A 14,291-nucleotide genomic window follows, 5' to 3' on the forward strand; every position below is an offset into this window, starting at 1 on the left:
GGAATCCCATGACGTCAACTTCGACGAGCGCCGTGCTGCGCGACATCGTCTTCGACGGTAACTACGAACGGGTGCACGAGGATATCCGTGCCGTCCTGTTCGACCCGGCGTTCGACCCGCACGCGGGCCTGACGCTGGAGCAGGCCGGACGCGTGTCGTACGCGCGCAGCCGGCTGGTGCACGGCCGCCTGGAAGAGCCGCTGGCCTTCCTGCGCAATCCCCAGCGCCTGTTCGCGCTGGCCGAATGGCCCAGCCTCGTGGACGTAGCCTGCTTTTCCCTGTTGATGGTGCATTACAACCTGTGCCTGGGCACGGTGTTCGACCACGGTATCGACCGCCCCGAACTGGCCGGCTACGTCGACGAGCTGAATTCGCTGCGCGCGTTCGGGCCTTACATGGCGACGGAGCTCGGCTACGGCAACAACGTGGCCGCGCTGCAGACGGAAGCCGTGTACGAGCACGCCACCCGCAGCTTCATCCTGCGCACGCCGTCGCCGCAGGCGCAGAAATACATGTCGTACAGCGGCTTTACCGATATTCCGAAGATCGCCGTCGTGATGGCGCGGCTGAAGGTCGACGACGCGGATTGCGGCGTGTTCCCGTTCATCGTGAGGATGTCGACGGAGCAGGGCTTGTGCGACGGCATTCGTGCCCTGCCTTGCCCGGAAAAGCCGGTGCAGGGCCTGGACAACGGCCTGACCGCGTTCGACGGCGTGCGCCTGCCGCTGCACAGCATGCTGCCTGGCAGGAGCGCGCGCATCACCGATGACGGCCGGTTCGAACCGCTGGTGGGCAATGCGCGCTCGCGCTTCCTGCGTGCCATGTCGCGCATCGTGCCGGGGCGCCTGTGCGTGTCCAGCTCGGCCGTCGGCATGGGCCGCGCCAGCGTCTACATCGCCTTGCGCCACGCCGCGCAGCGCCTGACCAACGCGCCGGGCACCAATGCCATGCCGGTCATCGAATACCGCAGCCACCAACTGGCCACGTTCGGTGCGCTGGCGAAAGCGTATGCGATCACGCTGATGGTCAACCAGGTCAAGCGCGACTACCTGGCGCAACTGCAGGAACCGTCGGCCGACGTGCTCAACATGGTCAACATCGCCAAGGCGGTATCGACCTGGGAAATGGCCGACGTGGCGTCGACCTGCCGCGAGCGCTGCGGGGCGCAGGGCATTTTCAACGTCAACCGCATTTCCGACTACATCCTGCTGCTGCAGGGCCTGATCACGGCCGAAGGCGACAACCAGGTCCTGCTGTCCACGGTGGCCGGACAACTGCTGGCGGCCTCGTGGCCGGAGCGGATTCCGGCGCCGCAGGCGCGCGGACGCGGTGTGCCGGACGCCGCCTGGCTGGGCGAACTGTTCCTGTTCCGCGAACAGCGGCTCTGGGAGGATCTGAACCGCCGGCGCGAGGCCCGTGCCGACGCCGGATATTTCGATGCCTGGAATGCCATCAGCAACGAAGGCATCGAGATGGCGCGCCTGCGCGGCATCCGCACAGCGCTGGCCTGCCTGCACCGTGCGGCGGGCGCGACCGACGGCTCGGTGCGCGAAGCGCTGCGGGCGTTATGCGGCCTGTTCGGGATCAACGAACTGCGCCGCGACGCCGGGTGGTACCTGGCGCACGGCCTGCTGGACGCTGAACAGGTGCTGGACCTGCCAGCCGTCGCCGACGACCTGTGCGTCGCGCTGCGGCCCCACATCGACCTGCTGCTGGACGGCTTTGCGCTGGCTCCCGAACTGCTGCGCGCACCGATCGCCGCCGACGGCTACATCGACGCGTTCTGCCGCGAGGCCGCGGCACAAGCACGCAGGGACGCCTGACATGGCCGTCCACGTGTATCGATGCCCGGTGCGCTGGTCCGACATGGACGTGTACGGCGTGGTCAACAATGTCTCGTTCCTGCGCCTGCTGGAGGAGGCGCGGGTCGACCTCGTGTGGAACCTTGGGCCGAATCCGGGCGACGCCTTCCTGGGCGGCGGCTCGGTGGTCGTGCGTCACGCGATCGAATACAAGGCGCCGCTCGTGCACCGGCACGCGCCGGTGGAGATCCACATGTGGGTGTCGAGCATCCAGGCCGCCGCCGTGACGATCGAGTGCGAGGTGCGCGAGGGGGACACGGTGTATGCGCAGGCGACGACGACGATGGCGGCTTACTCGTACGAAGGGCGGCACCCGCGCCGCATGACCGCGCAGGAAATCGCCTATTTCGAGCGCCATTTCGAAGACCGGCGCGCCATCGGCGCGAGGAGCTGACCATGCGCCTGTTGCGAGTGGGGCCGCCGGGACGCGAACGACCCTGCGCGCTGGCCCCGGACGGCAGCGCGCGTGACCTGTCGGCCTGGGTCGACGACTGGCGCGGCGCGGTGCTCGATCCGGATGCGCTTGCCGCACTGGCGGTGCGGCTGGCGCGCGCGTGGAAGGAATTGCCGGTCGTCGACCTGGCCGCCGGGCGCATCGGCCCACCGGTACGCCCCGGACAGATCGTGTCCATCGGGCTGAATTACCGCCGCCATGCGGCCCAGGCGGGCCTGCCGCTGCCGGCCGAGCCCATCGTGTCGAGCAAGTCCGTGCACGCGCTGGCGGGACCGTTCGATCCGCTGGTGTTGCCGCCGGGGTCCGCGCACACGGACTGGGAGGTGGAGTTGGGCGTGGTCGTTGGCCGGCGCGCGCAATATCTGGCCAGCCCGGAGGCGGCCCGCGCGCACATCGCGGGTTATTGCACGGCCAACGACATCTCCGATCGGCGCTGGCTGCTCGAGCGCGGCGGCGAATGGATCAAGGGGAAGTCGTTCTCCGGCTTCGCGCCGCTGGGACCGTACATGGTCAGCGCCGACGAGGTCGGCGACCCGGCCCGGTTGCGTCTGAGCTGCCGCGTCAACGGGGTTCTGATGCAGAGTGAAGAAACCGCCGACATGGTGTTCGATGTTTATACGCTGGTGTACTACCTCAGCCTGTGCATGGTGCTCGAACCCGGCGACGTGATCCTGACGGGCAGTCCGTCGGGCATGGCGTACGGCCGCCCCGGCCAGCCCTTTTTGCGGCCGGGGGATGTCGTCGAGGCCGAAGTCGTGCCCCTGGGACTGCAGCGGCGGCGGTGTATCGCAGCGGTGCGGGACGAAGGGCTGTGTGCTGGAACGCATCAATCGACAAGGAGTTTTGAATGAATGACCGCATGACACCGGACGCGGGGCAGGGCCTGCCGGCACCGGTGCTGGCCGAACTGCAAGCCTGCTTCGGCCCCCGTTTCTCGACCGCCGCCGCGGTGCGCGACCAGCACGGGCGCGACGAATCGTCGTTCGTGGACGTGAATCCTCCGGACGCCGTGGTGTTCGCCGAGAGCGTCGCTGACGTCCAGGCGCTGCTCGCGCTGGCAGGCCGGTATGCGGTGCCCGTGATCCCGTTCGGCGCGGGATCGTCGCTGGAAGGTCACCTGCTGGCGGTACGCGGCGGCATCAGCCTGGACGTGAGCCGCATGAACCGCGTGCTCGCCATCGATACGGCGGACATGACGGCGACGGTGCAGCCGGGGGTGACGAGGATGCAGCTGAACCAGGCGCTCAAGGGCACCGGGCTGTTCTTCCCCGTGGATCCGGGCGCGGACGCGTCGATCGGCGGCATGTGCGCCACGCGCGCCAGCGGCACCAACGCCGTGCGCTACGGCACGATGCGCGAGAACGTGCTCGCCCTGCAGGTGGTCACGGCCGCCGGCGAGATCGTTCATACGGGAACGCGTGCGCGCAAGAGCAGCGCGGGCTACGACCTGACCCGGCTGATGGTGGGCAGCGAAGGCACGCTCGGCGTGTTCACCGAGATCGTGGTGCGCCTGCATCCGCTGCCGGAAGCGCAGTCGGCGGCCGTGTGCTCGTTTCCGGGTATCGCCGACGCCGTCGGCGCCGCGATCGACGTCGTCCAATCCGGCATCCCGATCGCGCGCATGGAGCTGCTCGACGTGAATGCCGTGCGGATGGTGAACCGGTATTCCAAGCTGGATCTGCGCGAAGAACCGATGCTCCTGATGGAATTCCACGGCACGCCGGCGTCCGTGCGCGAACAGGCGGAATCGGTCGAGGCCCTGACTGCGGAACACGGCGGCGCGGCCTTCGCCTGGGCGACCGACGCCGAGGCGCGCACGCGGCTCTGGACGGCGCGCCATCACGCGTATTTCGCGGCCATCGCCTCGATGCCCGGCTGCCGCGCGATCAGCACCGATACCTGCGTGCCGATCAGCCGTCTCGCGGAATGCCTGCTCGAGTCGGTGCGCGAGGCCGACGAGATGGGCATGCCGTATTTCCTGGTCGGGCACGTCGGCGACGGCAACTTCCATTTCGGCTACCTGATCGATCCGCACGAGCCGGCGCAGCGCGAACGCGCCGAGCGGCTCAACGCCCAGCTGGTGGCGCGCGCCATCCGCCTCGACGGCACGTGCTCGGGCGAGCATGGCATCGGCATGCACAAGATGGATTTCCTGGTCCAGGAAGCCGGGCTGCCGGCGCTCGAACTGATGCGCGCCATCAAGCGCGTGTTCGACCCGCAGAACATCCTCAACCCCGGCAAAGTGTTGTGGGGCACGGCGGCACCGGACGCGCCGCGGCGCAGCTGGGCCGGACCCGGCCACGTCATCCGCGCGGATTCGGACAATGGAGAAGATTGATGAGTGAACAGACGGCAGGACAGGAGTCGGGTGCCACGGCGCCGGTCCGTACGACGCTGGTGACCGGCGGAGCCCGCGGTCTCGGCGCGGCGGTGGTGCGGGAACTGGCGCAACGGGGCGGCCAGGTGTGTTTCACGTACCTGAGCAACGACGACGCGGCCGAGGCGCTGGTGCGCGCGTGCGGTCCGCAACGTGTGATGGCGGTGCGGGCCGATGCGCGCGACGCGGATGCGATGCGCGCGGTTGCACAGCGCTGCCTGGCGCGCTTCGGACGCATCGACGCGCTGGTCAACAATGCGGGCGTGACGCGCGACCGTGCATTCCACGCCATGGGCGAGGACGACTGGCGCGGCGTGCTCGTCGCCAACCTCGACGGGGCCTTCTTCAGCTGCAAGGCCGTGATGCCTTACTTGCTGGAGCAGCGCGCCGGTGCCGTGGTCAACATGGCGTCGGTTGCCGGCATGATCGGGGTGCCGGGCCAGGCGAACTACTGTGCCAGCAAGGCCGGCCTGATCGGCTTGACGCGGGCGCTTGCCGCCGAGACGGCGTCGCGCGGGATCCGGGTGAACGCGGTCGCGCCAGGCTATATCGACAGCGACATGACGCGTGCGCTGGGCGAAAGGCGCCTCGACGCGGCCACCGCGCAGATCCCGATGCGCCGTATCGGGCGTGCGGAAGAAGTGGCCAGGACCGTGGCGTTCCTGGCTGGAGACGATGCGTCGTACATCACCGGGCAGGTGCTCGTGGTGGACGGCGGATTGACCGGATGAGCCAACTCAAACAGGAGAATTGATGGCACGGGCTTATATCATCGGACGCCTCAGCGTCACCGATCCCGAGCGTTTCGAACGTTACGTCGCCGCCGCCGGCGCGGCGATCGCCCATCACGGGTGCAAGGTGCTGGTGCGCGGCGGACGTTGCGAAACGCTCGAGGGCGAAGGACGGCCGCGGAACGTGGTGCTCGAATTCGAGTCCTACGAACTGGCGCGTCATTATTATTTTTCGCCGGAATACCAGGCGGCGATGCGGCATCGCATCGGTATTGCCGTCGCCGACCTGGCACTGGTGGAGGGCGTGTAAATGGCGAAGGGATACTGGATCGGTCACGTCGACGTCGCCGATCCCGAGGGATACAAGGACTATATTCGCGCCAACGCCGACGTCTTCGCCAAGTACGGTGCGCGCTTCGTCGTGCGCGGCGGGCAACATGTGGTCAAGGAGGGCGCAAGCCGGGCGCGCACGGTCGTCATCGAGTTCGACGACTACGCGACGGCCCTGGCGTGTTACGAATCGGGCGAGTACGCGGACGTGATGGCCAGGCGTCTGCCATATTCGACGGCCGACTTGCTGATCGTCGAAGGCTACGACGGTGCGCCACCCGTCGTCGGGTAATCGGTCGGAGACGATCCGCAAACCAGGGGCGTGCCGAACGGGCTTTCTCAAGCCCGCGGCAACGTCACCCTGAACGGCGTCCCCCGTCCCACGACACTCTTCACATCGATCGTGCCCCGATGGCCCTGCACGATCCCATACGTGATCGACAGGCCCAGCCCAGTCCCCTTGCCGATCGGCTTGGTCGTAAAAAGGGGGCGAAAATGTGATCGAGATGCTCGGGCGCGATGCCGCTGCCGTTGTCTTCGATCTCGACCCAGGCGGCCTTGTCGTCGTACCCGGTGCGCACGATGATCGTGCCCTTGCCGGCGATGGCGTGGGCCGCGTTGATCAGCAGGTTCAGGAAGATATGGTTGACCTGTGAGGGCAGGCAATGGAGCGCCGGAACGCCGGCATATTCCTTGACGACGTCCGCCTTGTACTTGATTTCGTTTCAGGCGACGTTCAGCGTGCTGCCCAGGCCCTGTTCGAGATCGGTCATTTCCTTCGTCGTGCCGCCCGGTCTCGAGAAATCCTTCAGGTTCTGCACGATGTGCTTGACGCGTTGCAGGCCTTCGCGGGATTCGCTGAACAGGGCGTCGAGGTCCATGCGGATGTCGTCCAGTCCGATGTCCTGCTTCATGAACGTGACCGGTGCGCGCATCGCCCGGCAGCAGTCCTTCTCCGCTTCCAGCCTGGCATTCGCAAGCTCCAGGGCCTGCGTGCGTTCGCGCAGACGCTCTTCCAGCCGCTTGCGCTGCGTGACGTCGTAGCCGATGCCGACGATGCCGTTGACCGTGCCGTCGTCATCGCGCAGCAGCACCTTCGACGTCACGGTCCAGCCCAGTTCGCCCGTATCCTGGTCTTCCACCAGTTCTTCGTAATCGAACAGCGACTGGCCCGAACCCGTGACCTGCTTTTCGTCGGCAAAGTCTTTCGCCGCCAGTTCGGCCGGAAAGAAATCGTAGTCGGTCTTGCCGATCAGTTGCGCCGGTGTGCCGGCTCCGGCCAGGCGGGCCATCCGGTTGTTACCGAACAGGAATTGGCTGGCGCGGTCCTTGGCGTCGGTGCGAAATGGAATGTTGTCGACGAGGGTGCGCAGCAGTTTCCGCTCGAAGGCGAAGTCCGCCGCCGATGCGTCGTGTGCGTCGCCGTCGGTCCGGATTTCCCTGCGCAGCGCCGCATTCTCCAACGCGGCCGACACCGACATGGCGAGGATGTCGAGCATGGCGGCTGCGGATTCGGCCGCCTGTACGTTGTCCAGCACGACCACGCCGCCTGGCCGCCGATGGCGAAACAGGCCGTGTCGTCCGTGCAGACGACTCCGCGCGTGCGGGGCACGTGCCCGACGATGTCCGCGACCGCGGCGTCGAGGCCCCGCGCGTCATCGGCGGTGAGTCAGTAGCCGCTGCCGGCATCGCACAGCGTCATCGCGACGGCCACCGTCTACTGCCGCACTGCCTCCATGCTCGCGCATGCGGAGATGCGGCGCAATCCTTGCGCGAGCACGTCCAGCGCCAGCCCTTGTGAGTTGTCTCTTTGGGAATTTTGTTTCTACATGACAAGTTAATTCTTGAAGCTTCTGCCCACGCGAACAACGGAATTCGACGTCATCCGCAAATTCACCACACTCGTCCACGAACCGGGCGCGCGGGCGTCGTTAACAGAATTTCCGCTTTTTGTGAAAACATGAGAGGCTATCCGCTGGAACGCATCAATCGACAAGGAGTTTTGAATGAATGACCGCATGACATCGGACGCGGGGCAGGGCCTGCCGGCACCGGTGCTGGCCGAACTGCAAGCCCGCTTCGGCCCCCGTTTCTCGACCGCCGCCGCGGTGCGCGACCAGCACGGGCGCGACGAATCGTCGTTCGTGGACGTGAATCCGCCGGACGCGGTGGTGTTCGCCGAGAGCGTCGCTGACGTCCAGGCGCTGCTCGCGTTGGCCGGCCGGTACGCGGTGCCCGTGATCCCGTTCGGCGCGGGGTCGTCGCTGGAAGGCCACCTGCTGGCGGCGCGGGGCGGCATCAGCCTCGACGTGAGCCGCATGAACAGCGTGCTCGCCATCGATACGGCGGACATGACGGCGACCGTGCAGCCGGGGGTGACGAGGATGCAGCTGAACCAGGCGCTCAAGGGCACGGGGTTGTTCTTCCCCGTCGATCCGGGCGCGGACGCGTCGATCGGCGGCATGTGCGCCACGCGCGCCAGCGGCACCAACGCCGTGCGCTACGGCACGATGCGCGAGAACGTGCTCGCCCTGCAGGTGGTCACGGCCGCCGGCGAGATCGTTCATACGGGAACGCGTGCGCGCAAGAGCAGCGCGGGCTACGACCTGACCCGGCTGATGGTGGGCAGCGAAGGCACGCTCGGCGTGTTCACCGAGATCGTGGTGCGCCTGCATCCGCTGCCGGAAGCGCAGTCGGCGGCCGTGTGCTCGTTTCCGGGTATCGCCGACGCCGTCGGCGCCGCGATCGACGTCGTCCAATCCGGCATCCCGATCGCGCGCATGGAGCTGCTCGACGTGAATGCCGTGCGGATGGTGAACCGGTATTCCAAGCTGGATCTGCGCGAAGAACCGATGCTCCTGATGGAATTCCACGGCACGCCGGCGTCCGTGCGCGAACAGGCGGAATCGGTCGAGGCCCTGACCGCGGAACACGGCGGCGCGGCCTTCGCCTGGGCGACCGATGCCGAGGCGCGCACGCGGCTCTGGACGGCGCGCCATCACGCGTATTTCGCGGCCATCGCCTCGATGCCCGGCTGCCGCGCGATCAGCACCGATACCTGCGTGCCGATCAGCCGCCTCGCGGAATGCCTGCTCGAGTCGGTGCGCGAGGCCGACGAGATGGGCATGCCGTATTTCCTGGTCGGGCATGTCGGCGACGGCAACTTCCATTTCGGCTACCTGATCGATCCGCACGAGCCGGAACAGCGCGAACGCGCCGAGCGGCTCAACGCCCAGCTGGTGGCGCGCGCGATCCGCCTCGACGGCACGTGTTCGGGCGAGCATGGCATCGGCATGCACAAGATGGATTTCCTGGTGCAGGAAGCCGGACTGCCCGCCGTCGAACTGATGCGCGCCATCAAGCGAGTATTCGATCCGCAGCACATCCTCAACCCCGGCAAGGTGTTGTGGGGCGTGGCCGGGGAGGACGCGCCGCGGCGCAGCTGGGCGCCCGCGGATACTGGCGACTGAGACGACTCGCCGCCGCGTTGCGGGGTCAGGTGCGCGGCAGTTCCCGGATCTCCACCGTGCCGCCCGCGTCGTAGTTCGGATTCCCGACCAGGAATCGCTGCGCCGCTTCCGCGTTCTCGGCGCGCACGCGGAGATAGCCGGACACGGTCGTCGTCGCGGCCTGGCCGGCACGGTCCTTCCTGAACACCATTCCCTTGCCGATCGCGCTGCCGCCGTCGAACTGGCCGGAGGCGCGCAGGGCCGACATGTATTGCGTCCACCGCTGTTCGTCGGTGGCGATGGCGGCGTCGGCGACGTCGTCGTGCATGAATAAGATGTATTCGTTCATGGAGTCCCCTTTTTTTGGGAACTCAAGTGTAGCGCAGCGCCGGCGTTATCGGTACATGTTACGCCGCCCGCGGCAACGTCACCCTGAACACCGTCCCCTTGCCGACGGTGCTCTTCACGTCGATCGTGCCATTGTGGCTCTGCACGATGCCGTACACGATCGACAAACCGAGCCCGGTGCCCTTGCCGATCGGCTTGGTGGTGAAGAACGGTTCGAAAATGTGGTCGAGATGCTCGGGCGCGATGCCGCTGCCGTTGTCTTCGATCTCGACCCAGACGGCCTTGTCGTCGTATCCGGTGCGCACCACGATCCGGCCCCTGTCTTCGATCGCGTGGGCCGCGTTGATGAGCAGGTTCAGGAAGACCTGGTTGATCTGCGACGGCAGGCAATACAGTTCCGGAACGCCGGCGTATTCCTTGACGACGTCCGCCTTGTACTTGATTTCGTTCCAGGCGACGTTCAGGGTGCTGTTCAATCCCTGTTCGAGGTCGGCCATTTCTTTCGTGGTGCCGCCCGGCCTGGAGAAATCCTTCAGGTTCTGCACGATGTGTTTCACCCGCTGCAGGCCTTCCCGCGATTCGCTGAACAGGGCATCGAGGTCCTGGCGGATGTCGTCCAGCCCGATGTCCTGCTTCATGAAGGCGACCGGCGCGCGGGCGTCGCCCGGCAACAGTCCTTCGACGCCTTCGAAAGCGCTGATGAGCCGCAGGATATCCTTGGCGTCGCGTTCGAGCGCGCCGAAATTCGAGCTGATGAATGCGAGCGGATTGTTGATCTCGTGGGCGACGCCCGCGGCCAGCAGGCCGATCGACGCCATTTTTTCGGATTGCAGCAATTGGCCCTGCATGTCGCTCAGTTTGCGAATCAGGATTTGTTGGTGTGCTTTTTCGGTCTCCAGCCTCGCATTGGCCTCTTCCAGGGCCTGGGTGCGCTCGCGCAGGCGCGCCTCCATCTGCTTGCGCTGGGTGACGTCGTAACCGATGCCGACGATGCCGTTCACCGAACCGTCTTCATCGCGCAACAGGACTTTGGTCGTCACGGTCCAACCCAGTTCGCCCGTATCCTGGTCCTCGACCAATTCCTCGTAATCGAACAGGGACTGGCCCGAATCCATCACCTGCTTTTCGTCGGCAAAATATTTGGCCGCCAATTCGGCCGGAAAGAAATCGTAGTCGGTCTTGCCGATCAATTGCGGGGGCGCCTCGACGCCGGCCAGGCGGGCCATGCGATTGTTACCGAATAAGAATCTGCTGTCGCGGTCCTTGGCGTAGACACGGAATGGAATATTGTCGACAAGGGTGCGCAGCAGGGTCTGTTCGAAGGCCAGGTCCGCGGCCGACTTGTCGCGCATGTCGCGGGCACGCCGGGTTTGTTCACGCAGGGTTGCGTTCGCCAGTGCGGCCGACGCCGCCGTGGCGATGATGTCGAGGATGTCGGGAAGTGCTGCTCCGGATTCGGCCGCCCGCACGTGCTCCAGAAGCACCACGCCGGATGTGCGGGCCGGGCCGCCGACGGCGAAACAAGCCGTTCCGCCGGTGCAGACGACCTCGCGCGTGCGGCGCACGTGTTCGACGATCTCCGCGACCGATGCGCCGCCGGCGCAGGCGTCCGCCTCGCCGAGCCAAACACCGCGCTCGGCACCGCAAAGCGTCACCGCAACGGCCACCGTTTCCTGGCGCACGTTGTCCGCGACGGCGGCTGCCGCGATGCGATGCAATCCTTGTGCGAGCGCTGCGAGCGCCAGCGCATCGGATTTGCTTTCTGGGAACGTTAATTTCGACATGGAATTAATTCTCACAGCTTCTGCCCATGCGAACAACTGAATTCAACGCGATGCGCCAAATAGCCACACTGCCTGTCGTATCCGTCCCAAGTCAGTTGTAAATATTGCTCCAGACACGCCACGGCGATAACATTCCTGCAATAACAGCGGTAGCGCTAACTACCCATTATCAGGAGACTTCATGACAAACCCGTTTGCCCGGCTGACGGCCGTGCTGCATTTTTCCGCCTTGACGTGGGTCGCTGCCGGCGCCGCCCACGCCGGCCCGATCGACGTGCAATTGGCCGGCCAGCCAGCGCAGGCGGCGCAGGCCGGCAGCCTGATGGCGCCCACGCAGAACATCTACGGCCGCAGCCACGTGAGCCTGGACGGGCGCTGGAGCTACATCATCGATCCGTACGAGAACGGTTATTACGACTACCGCCACGTGCCTTTCGACCAGTCGGAAAGCGGCAAGGGCGGCTTCTACGACGACCGCAAGCCGAAGGACAAGACGGACTGGGTCGAGTACGACTTCGACCGCGCGCCGACGATGAAGGTGCCGGGCGACTGGAATTCGCAGGCCGAAAAACTGCAGTTCTACGAGGGGACGATCTGGCTGCGCCAGGTGTTCCAGGCCGATCCCAAGCCGGGCAAGCACTACGCGCTGTATTTCGGCGCCGTCAACTACGAGGCGCACGTCTACCTGAACGGGAAAAAGCTCGGCATGCACAAGGGCGGCTTCACGCCGTTCCAGTTCGACGTGACGGACAAGCTGGCGAAGGGCCGCAACGTCGTCGTCGTCAAGGCGGACAACACGCGGCACCAGGACGAGATCCCGACCGTGAACACCGATTGGTGGAACTACGGCGGCATCACGCGCGACGTGCTGCTGGCCGAACTGCCCGCCACGTACATCGCCGACTACAAGGTGCAGCTGGCGAAAGGCGACGCGCACCGCATCGCGGGGTTCGTCCAGATGGCGGGCGCGGCGAAGGCGCAGCAGGTGACGGTGTCCATTCCCGAAGCGGGCATCAAGGCCACCGTGCGCACGGACGCGAACGGCCGCGCGGTGCTCGACATCCCCGTCGGTAAACTCACGTACTGGTCGCCGGAACAGCCCAAGCTGTACACGGTGGAGCTGGCGGGCGGCGGCGACAAGGTGGAGGACCGCATCGGCTTTCGCACCATCGCGACGCGCGGCCGGGACATCCTCTTGAACGGCAAGTCCGTGTTCCTGCGCGGGATCTCGATGCATGAGGAGAACCCGTTGATCCCGGGCCGTCCGCGCGGTCCGGGCGACATGCGCATGCTGCTGCAGTGGGCCAAGGAGATGAACTGCAACTACGTGCGGCTCGCGCATTACCCGCACAGCGAAGAGATGATCCGCCTGGCCGACGAGATGGGCCTGATGGTGTGGGCGGAGGTGCCCGTGTACTGGACGATCTCGTGGACGAACCCGGACACCTACGCCAACGCCAGCGCGCAGCTGACGGACCTCGTCACGCGCGACAAGAACCGCGCGAGCGTCGTCATCTGGTCGGTGGGTAACGAGACGCCGGTCAGCGCGCCGCGCAACACGTTCATGGGCAACCTGGCGAAGACGGCGCGCGCGCTGGACGACACGCGCCTCGTCGCGGCGGCGCTGGAAATCCGCCGCAAGGGCAACGACATCACGGTGGAGGATCCGCTCGCGGATTCGCTCGACCTCGCGAGCTTCAACGAATACGCCGGCTGGTACTGGGCCAGCAACGCGGAGATGCTGAATTACCGCTTCGACGTCCACTATGACAAGCCGGTCGTGATCTCGGAGTTCGGCGCGGAGGCGCTGGGCGGCTACCACGCCGACGCCGACACGCGCTGGAGCGAGGAGTACCAGGACGCGCTGTACCGCAACCAGTTCAAGATGCTGTCCGCGATCCCGGGACTGCGCGGGATGACGCCGTGGGTGCTCGTCGACTTCCGCTCGCCGCGCCGCCAGCATCCGTACTTCCAGGACTTCTGGAACCGCAAGGGCCTGATCTCGGACGACGGCAAGAAGAAGCTCGCGTTCTGGACCCTCAAGCGCTATTACGACGACGTGCAGCGGCGCTACGAGGGCAAGTCCGCGCGCTGACGCGGCGCGTCAATCGCGATCGGGCGCGCCCAGCGGGAACAGGGGCCGGTACGGCCGCGCCTCGTCCACCGCGCGGGCGAACGACGGCCGCGCGAGCAGGCGCGCGCGGTAGGCGCGCAGCACCGGGTAGCGGTCCGGGATCGGATGCGTCCAGTCGGCGTAGAACAGCGCCGGACCCGCGGCGCAGTCGGCCAGCGAGAAGTCCGCGCCCGCGGCCCAGGTGCGGCCGGCCAGATAACCCTCCAGCCAGTCGTAGGCGAGCGCCAGTTTTTCCGTCGCCTTCGCGAGGCCGTCCGCGCGTTTGGTCGCGTCGCCGGTCAGCGCGCCATTCACCGCATGCTGCACCATGTTCATTACGTGCAGGTCGAAAAACCGGTCCATGAAGCGCACTTCGAGCGCCACCAGGGGATCGTCCGGCAGCAGGCGCACGGGGCCGGGGTGCGTCAGGTGCAGGTATTCGATGATGATGCTGGTCTCGACGACGTTGCGCGCCCCGTCGACGAGCACCGGGAACTTGCGCAGCGGCCAGCGCCGCAGCCATTCCTGCGCGTGCTGCGGCGTGTCCGGCCCGAGGCAGCGGAACTCGAAAGGCGTGTCGTTCTCGTACAGCGCGATGAGCACTTTCTGCGTGTACGACGAGAAGGGGTGACCGTAGAGTGCGAGTGGCATGGCAGAATCGCTTTCGGAGGAGGCTCAAGGATAGCACGAGCCGCAAGCGCAACGGCATCGAGGAGCAATGCAACCATGACCCATCAAGAATGGAGCCGACGGGGACGTTCGAGGACGATCCCAACCTGACGAACAAGCGCTTTCCCGGCAACCCGACGCAGTCGTACCGCACACGCGCGCCGGCGACCGTCA

14 protein-coding genes and 2 pseudogenes are annotated in these 14,291 nt (G+C 66.4%); 10 read left to right on the forward strand and 6 right to left on the reverse strand.

Annotation, left to right across the window (positions count from 1 at the left end; genetic code table 11):
• Window positions 1–8: 8 nt before the first annotated feature.
• From ISF28_RS26525 to ISF28_RS26555, 7 genes and pseudogenes are all read left to right on the forward strand, one after another.
• Window positions 9–1,823 carry an acyl-CoA dehydrogenase family protein gene (locus ISF28_RS26525; protein WP_198120185.1) on the forward strand — a complete coding sequence of 605 codons (1,815 nt, stop codon included), beginning with the start codon at window positions 9–11 and terminating at the stop codon, window positions 1,821–1,823.
• A gap of 1 nt (window position 1,824) precedes the next feature.
• Window positions 1,825–2,256 carry an acyl-CoA thioesterase gene (locus ISF28_RS26530; protein WP_198120186.1) on the forward strand — a complete coding sequence of 144 codons (432 nt, stop codon included), beginning with the start codon at window positions 1,825–1,827 and terminating at the stop codon, window positions 2,254–2,256.
• A 2-nt stretch (window positions 2,257–2,258) separates the two neighbouring features.
• Window positions 2,259–3,167 (forward strand): fumarylacetoacetate hydrolase family protein, encoded by a 909-nt coding sequence (locus ISF28_RS26535; protein ID WP_198120187.1) that lies wholly within the window; start codon window positions 2,259–2,261, stop codon window positions 3,165–3,167.
• Window positions 3,164–4,561, forward strand: a pseudogene (locus ISF28_RS26540) (FAD-binding oxidoreductase); the annotation flags it as partial. The gene ISF28_RS26535 and the pseudogene ISF28_RS26540, both read left to right, overlap by 4 nt.
• Before the next feature lie 92 nt (window positions 4,562–4,653).
• Entirely contained in the window at window positions 4,654–5,424 is a 771-nt protein-coding gene (gene fabG, locus ISF28_RS26545; protein ID WP_198120189.1) for a 3-oxoacyl-ACP reductase FabG, read from the forward strand.
• 22 nt (window positions 5,425–5,446) lie between these two features.
• Window positions 5,447–5,734 carry a DUF1330 domain-containing protein gene (locus tag ISF28_RS26550; protein WP_198120190.1) on the forward strand — a complete coding sequence of 96 codons (288 nt, stop codon included), beginning with the start codon at window positions 5,447–5,449 and terminating at the stop codon, window positions 5,732–5,734.
• On the forward strand, window positions 5,735–6,046 hold the full coding sequence (locus ISF28_RS26555) for a DUF1330 domain-containing protein (protein WP_198120191.1): 312 nt from the start codon (window positions 5,735–5,737) through the stop codon (window positions 6,044–6,046).
• A gap of 47 nt (window positions 6,047–6,093) precedes the next feature.
• Here ISF28_RS26555 and ISF28_RS31320 read toward each other — a convergent pair whose 3' ends face one another.
• The 3 genes from ISF28_RS31320 to ISF28_RS26565 are packed head-to-tail and all read right to left on the reverse strand — an operon-like array spanning window position 6,094 to window position 7,292.
• Window positions 6,094–6,177, reverse strand: coding sequence for a hypothetical protein (locus ISF28_RS31320; RefSeq protein WP_370663502.1), 84 nt, complete (start codon window positions 6,175–6,177; stop codon window positions 6,094–6,096).
• Window positions 6,147–6,473 (reverse strand): ATP-binding protein, encoded by a 327-nt coding sequence (locus ISF28_RS31325; protein ID WP_370663503.1) that lies wholly within the window; start codon window positions 6,471–6,473, stop codon window positions 6,147–6,149. The genes ISF28_RS31320 and ISF28_RS31325 overlap by 31 nt, the downstream gene beginning before the upstream one ends.
• Before the next feature lie 6 nt (window positions 6,474–6,479).
• A complete protein-coding gene (locus ISF28_RS26565) occupies window positions 6,480–7,292 on the reverse strand; it encodes a PAS domain-containing protein (protein ID WP_198120193.1) in 813 nt (270 codons plus the stop codon).
• Between the two features lie 468 nt (window positions 7,293–7,760).
• On the opposite strand from ISF28_RS26565, the gene ISF28_RS26570 reads away from it, so the two are divergent.
• The gene (locus tag ISF28_RS26570) at window positions 7,761–9,224 is read left to right on the forward strand and encodes an FAD-binding oxidoreductase (protein WP_198120194.1); all 1,464 of its coding nucleotides are present in this window, start codon (window positions 7,761–7,763) and stop codon (window positions 9,222–9,224) included.
• A gap of 25 nt (window positions 9,225–9,249) precedes the next feature.
• Here the strand turns inward: ISF28_RS26570 and ISF28_RS26575 are convergent, their stop codons facing one another.
• Both ISF28_RS26575 and ISF28_RS26580 read right to left on the reverse strand, forming a co-directional pair.
• Window positions 9,250–9,552: a YciI family protein gene (locus tag ISF28_RS26575; RefSeq protein ID WP_198120195.1), complete on the reverse strand. Its 303-nt coding sequence runs from the start codon at window positions 9,550–9,552 to the stop codon at window positions 9,250–9,252.
• Between the two features lie 58 nt (window positions 9,553–9,610).
• Window positions 9,611–11,335 (reverse strand): PAS domain-containing sensor histidine kinase, encoded by a 1,725-nt coding sequence (locus tag ISF28_RS26580; protein WP_198120196.1) that lies wholly within the window; start codon window positions 11,333–11,335, stop codon window positions 9,611–9,613.
• A gap of 181 nt (window positions 11,336–11,516) precedes the next feature.
• Here ISF28_RS26580 and ISF28_RS26585 point away from each other — a divergent pair, with 181 nt between their 5' ends.
• Window positions 11,517–13,430 carry a glycoside hydrolase family 2 protein gene (locus tag ISF28_RS26585; RefSeq protein WP_198120197.1) on the forward strand — a complete coding sequence of 638 codons (1,914 nt, stop codon included), beginning with the start codon at window positions 11,517–11,519 and terminating at the stop codon, window positions 13,428–13,430.
• Window positions 13,431–13,439: 9 nt separating this feature from the next.
• On the opposite strand, the gene ISF28_RS26590 is transcribed toward ISF28_RS26585, so the two are convergent.
• A complete protein-coding gene (locus ISF28_RS26590; protein ID WP_198120198.1) occupies window positions 13,440–14,099 on the reverse strand; it encodes a glutathione S-transferase family protein in 660 nt (219 codons plus the stop codon).
• Between the two features lie 89 nt (window positions 14,100–14,188).
• On the opposite strand from ISF28_RS26590, the pseudogene ISF28_RS26595 reads away from it, so the two are divergent.
• A pseudogene (locus ISF28_RS26595) lies at window positions 14,189–14,290 on the forward strand (NAD(+)--rifampin ADP-ribosyltransferase); the annotation flags it as partial.
• Window position 14,291: the final 1 nt, after the last annotated feature.

This window comes from Massilia rhizosphaerae (genome assembly GCF_016093545.1).
Lineage (GTDB): Bacteria > Pseudomonadota > Gammaproteobacteria > Burkholderiales > Burkholderiaceae_D > Telluria > Telluria rhizosphaerae.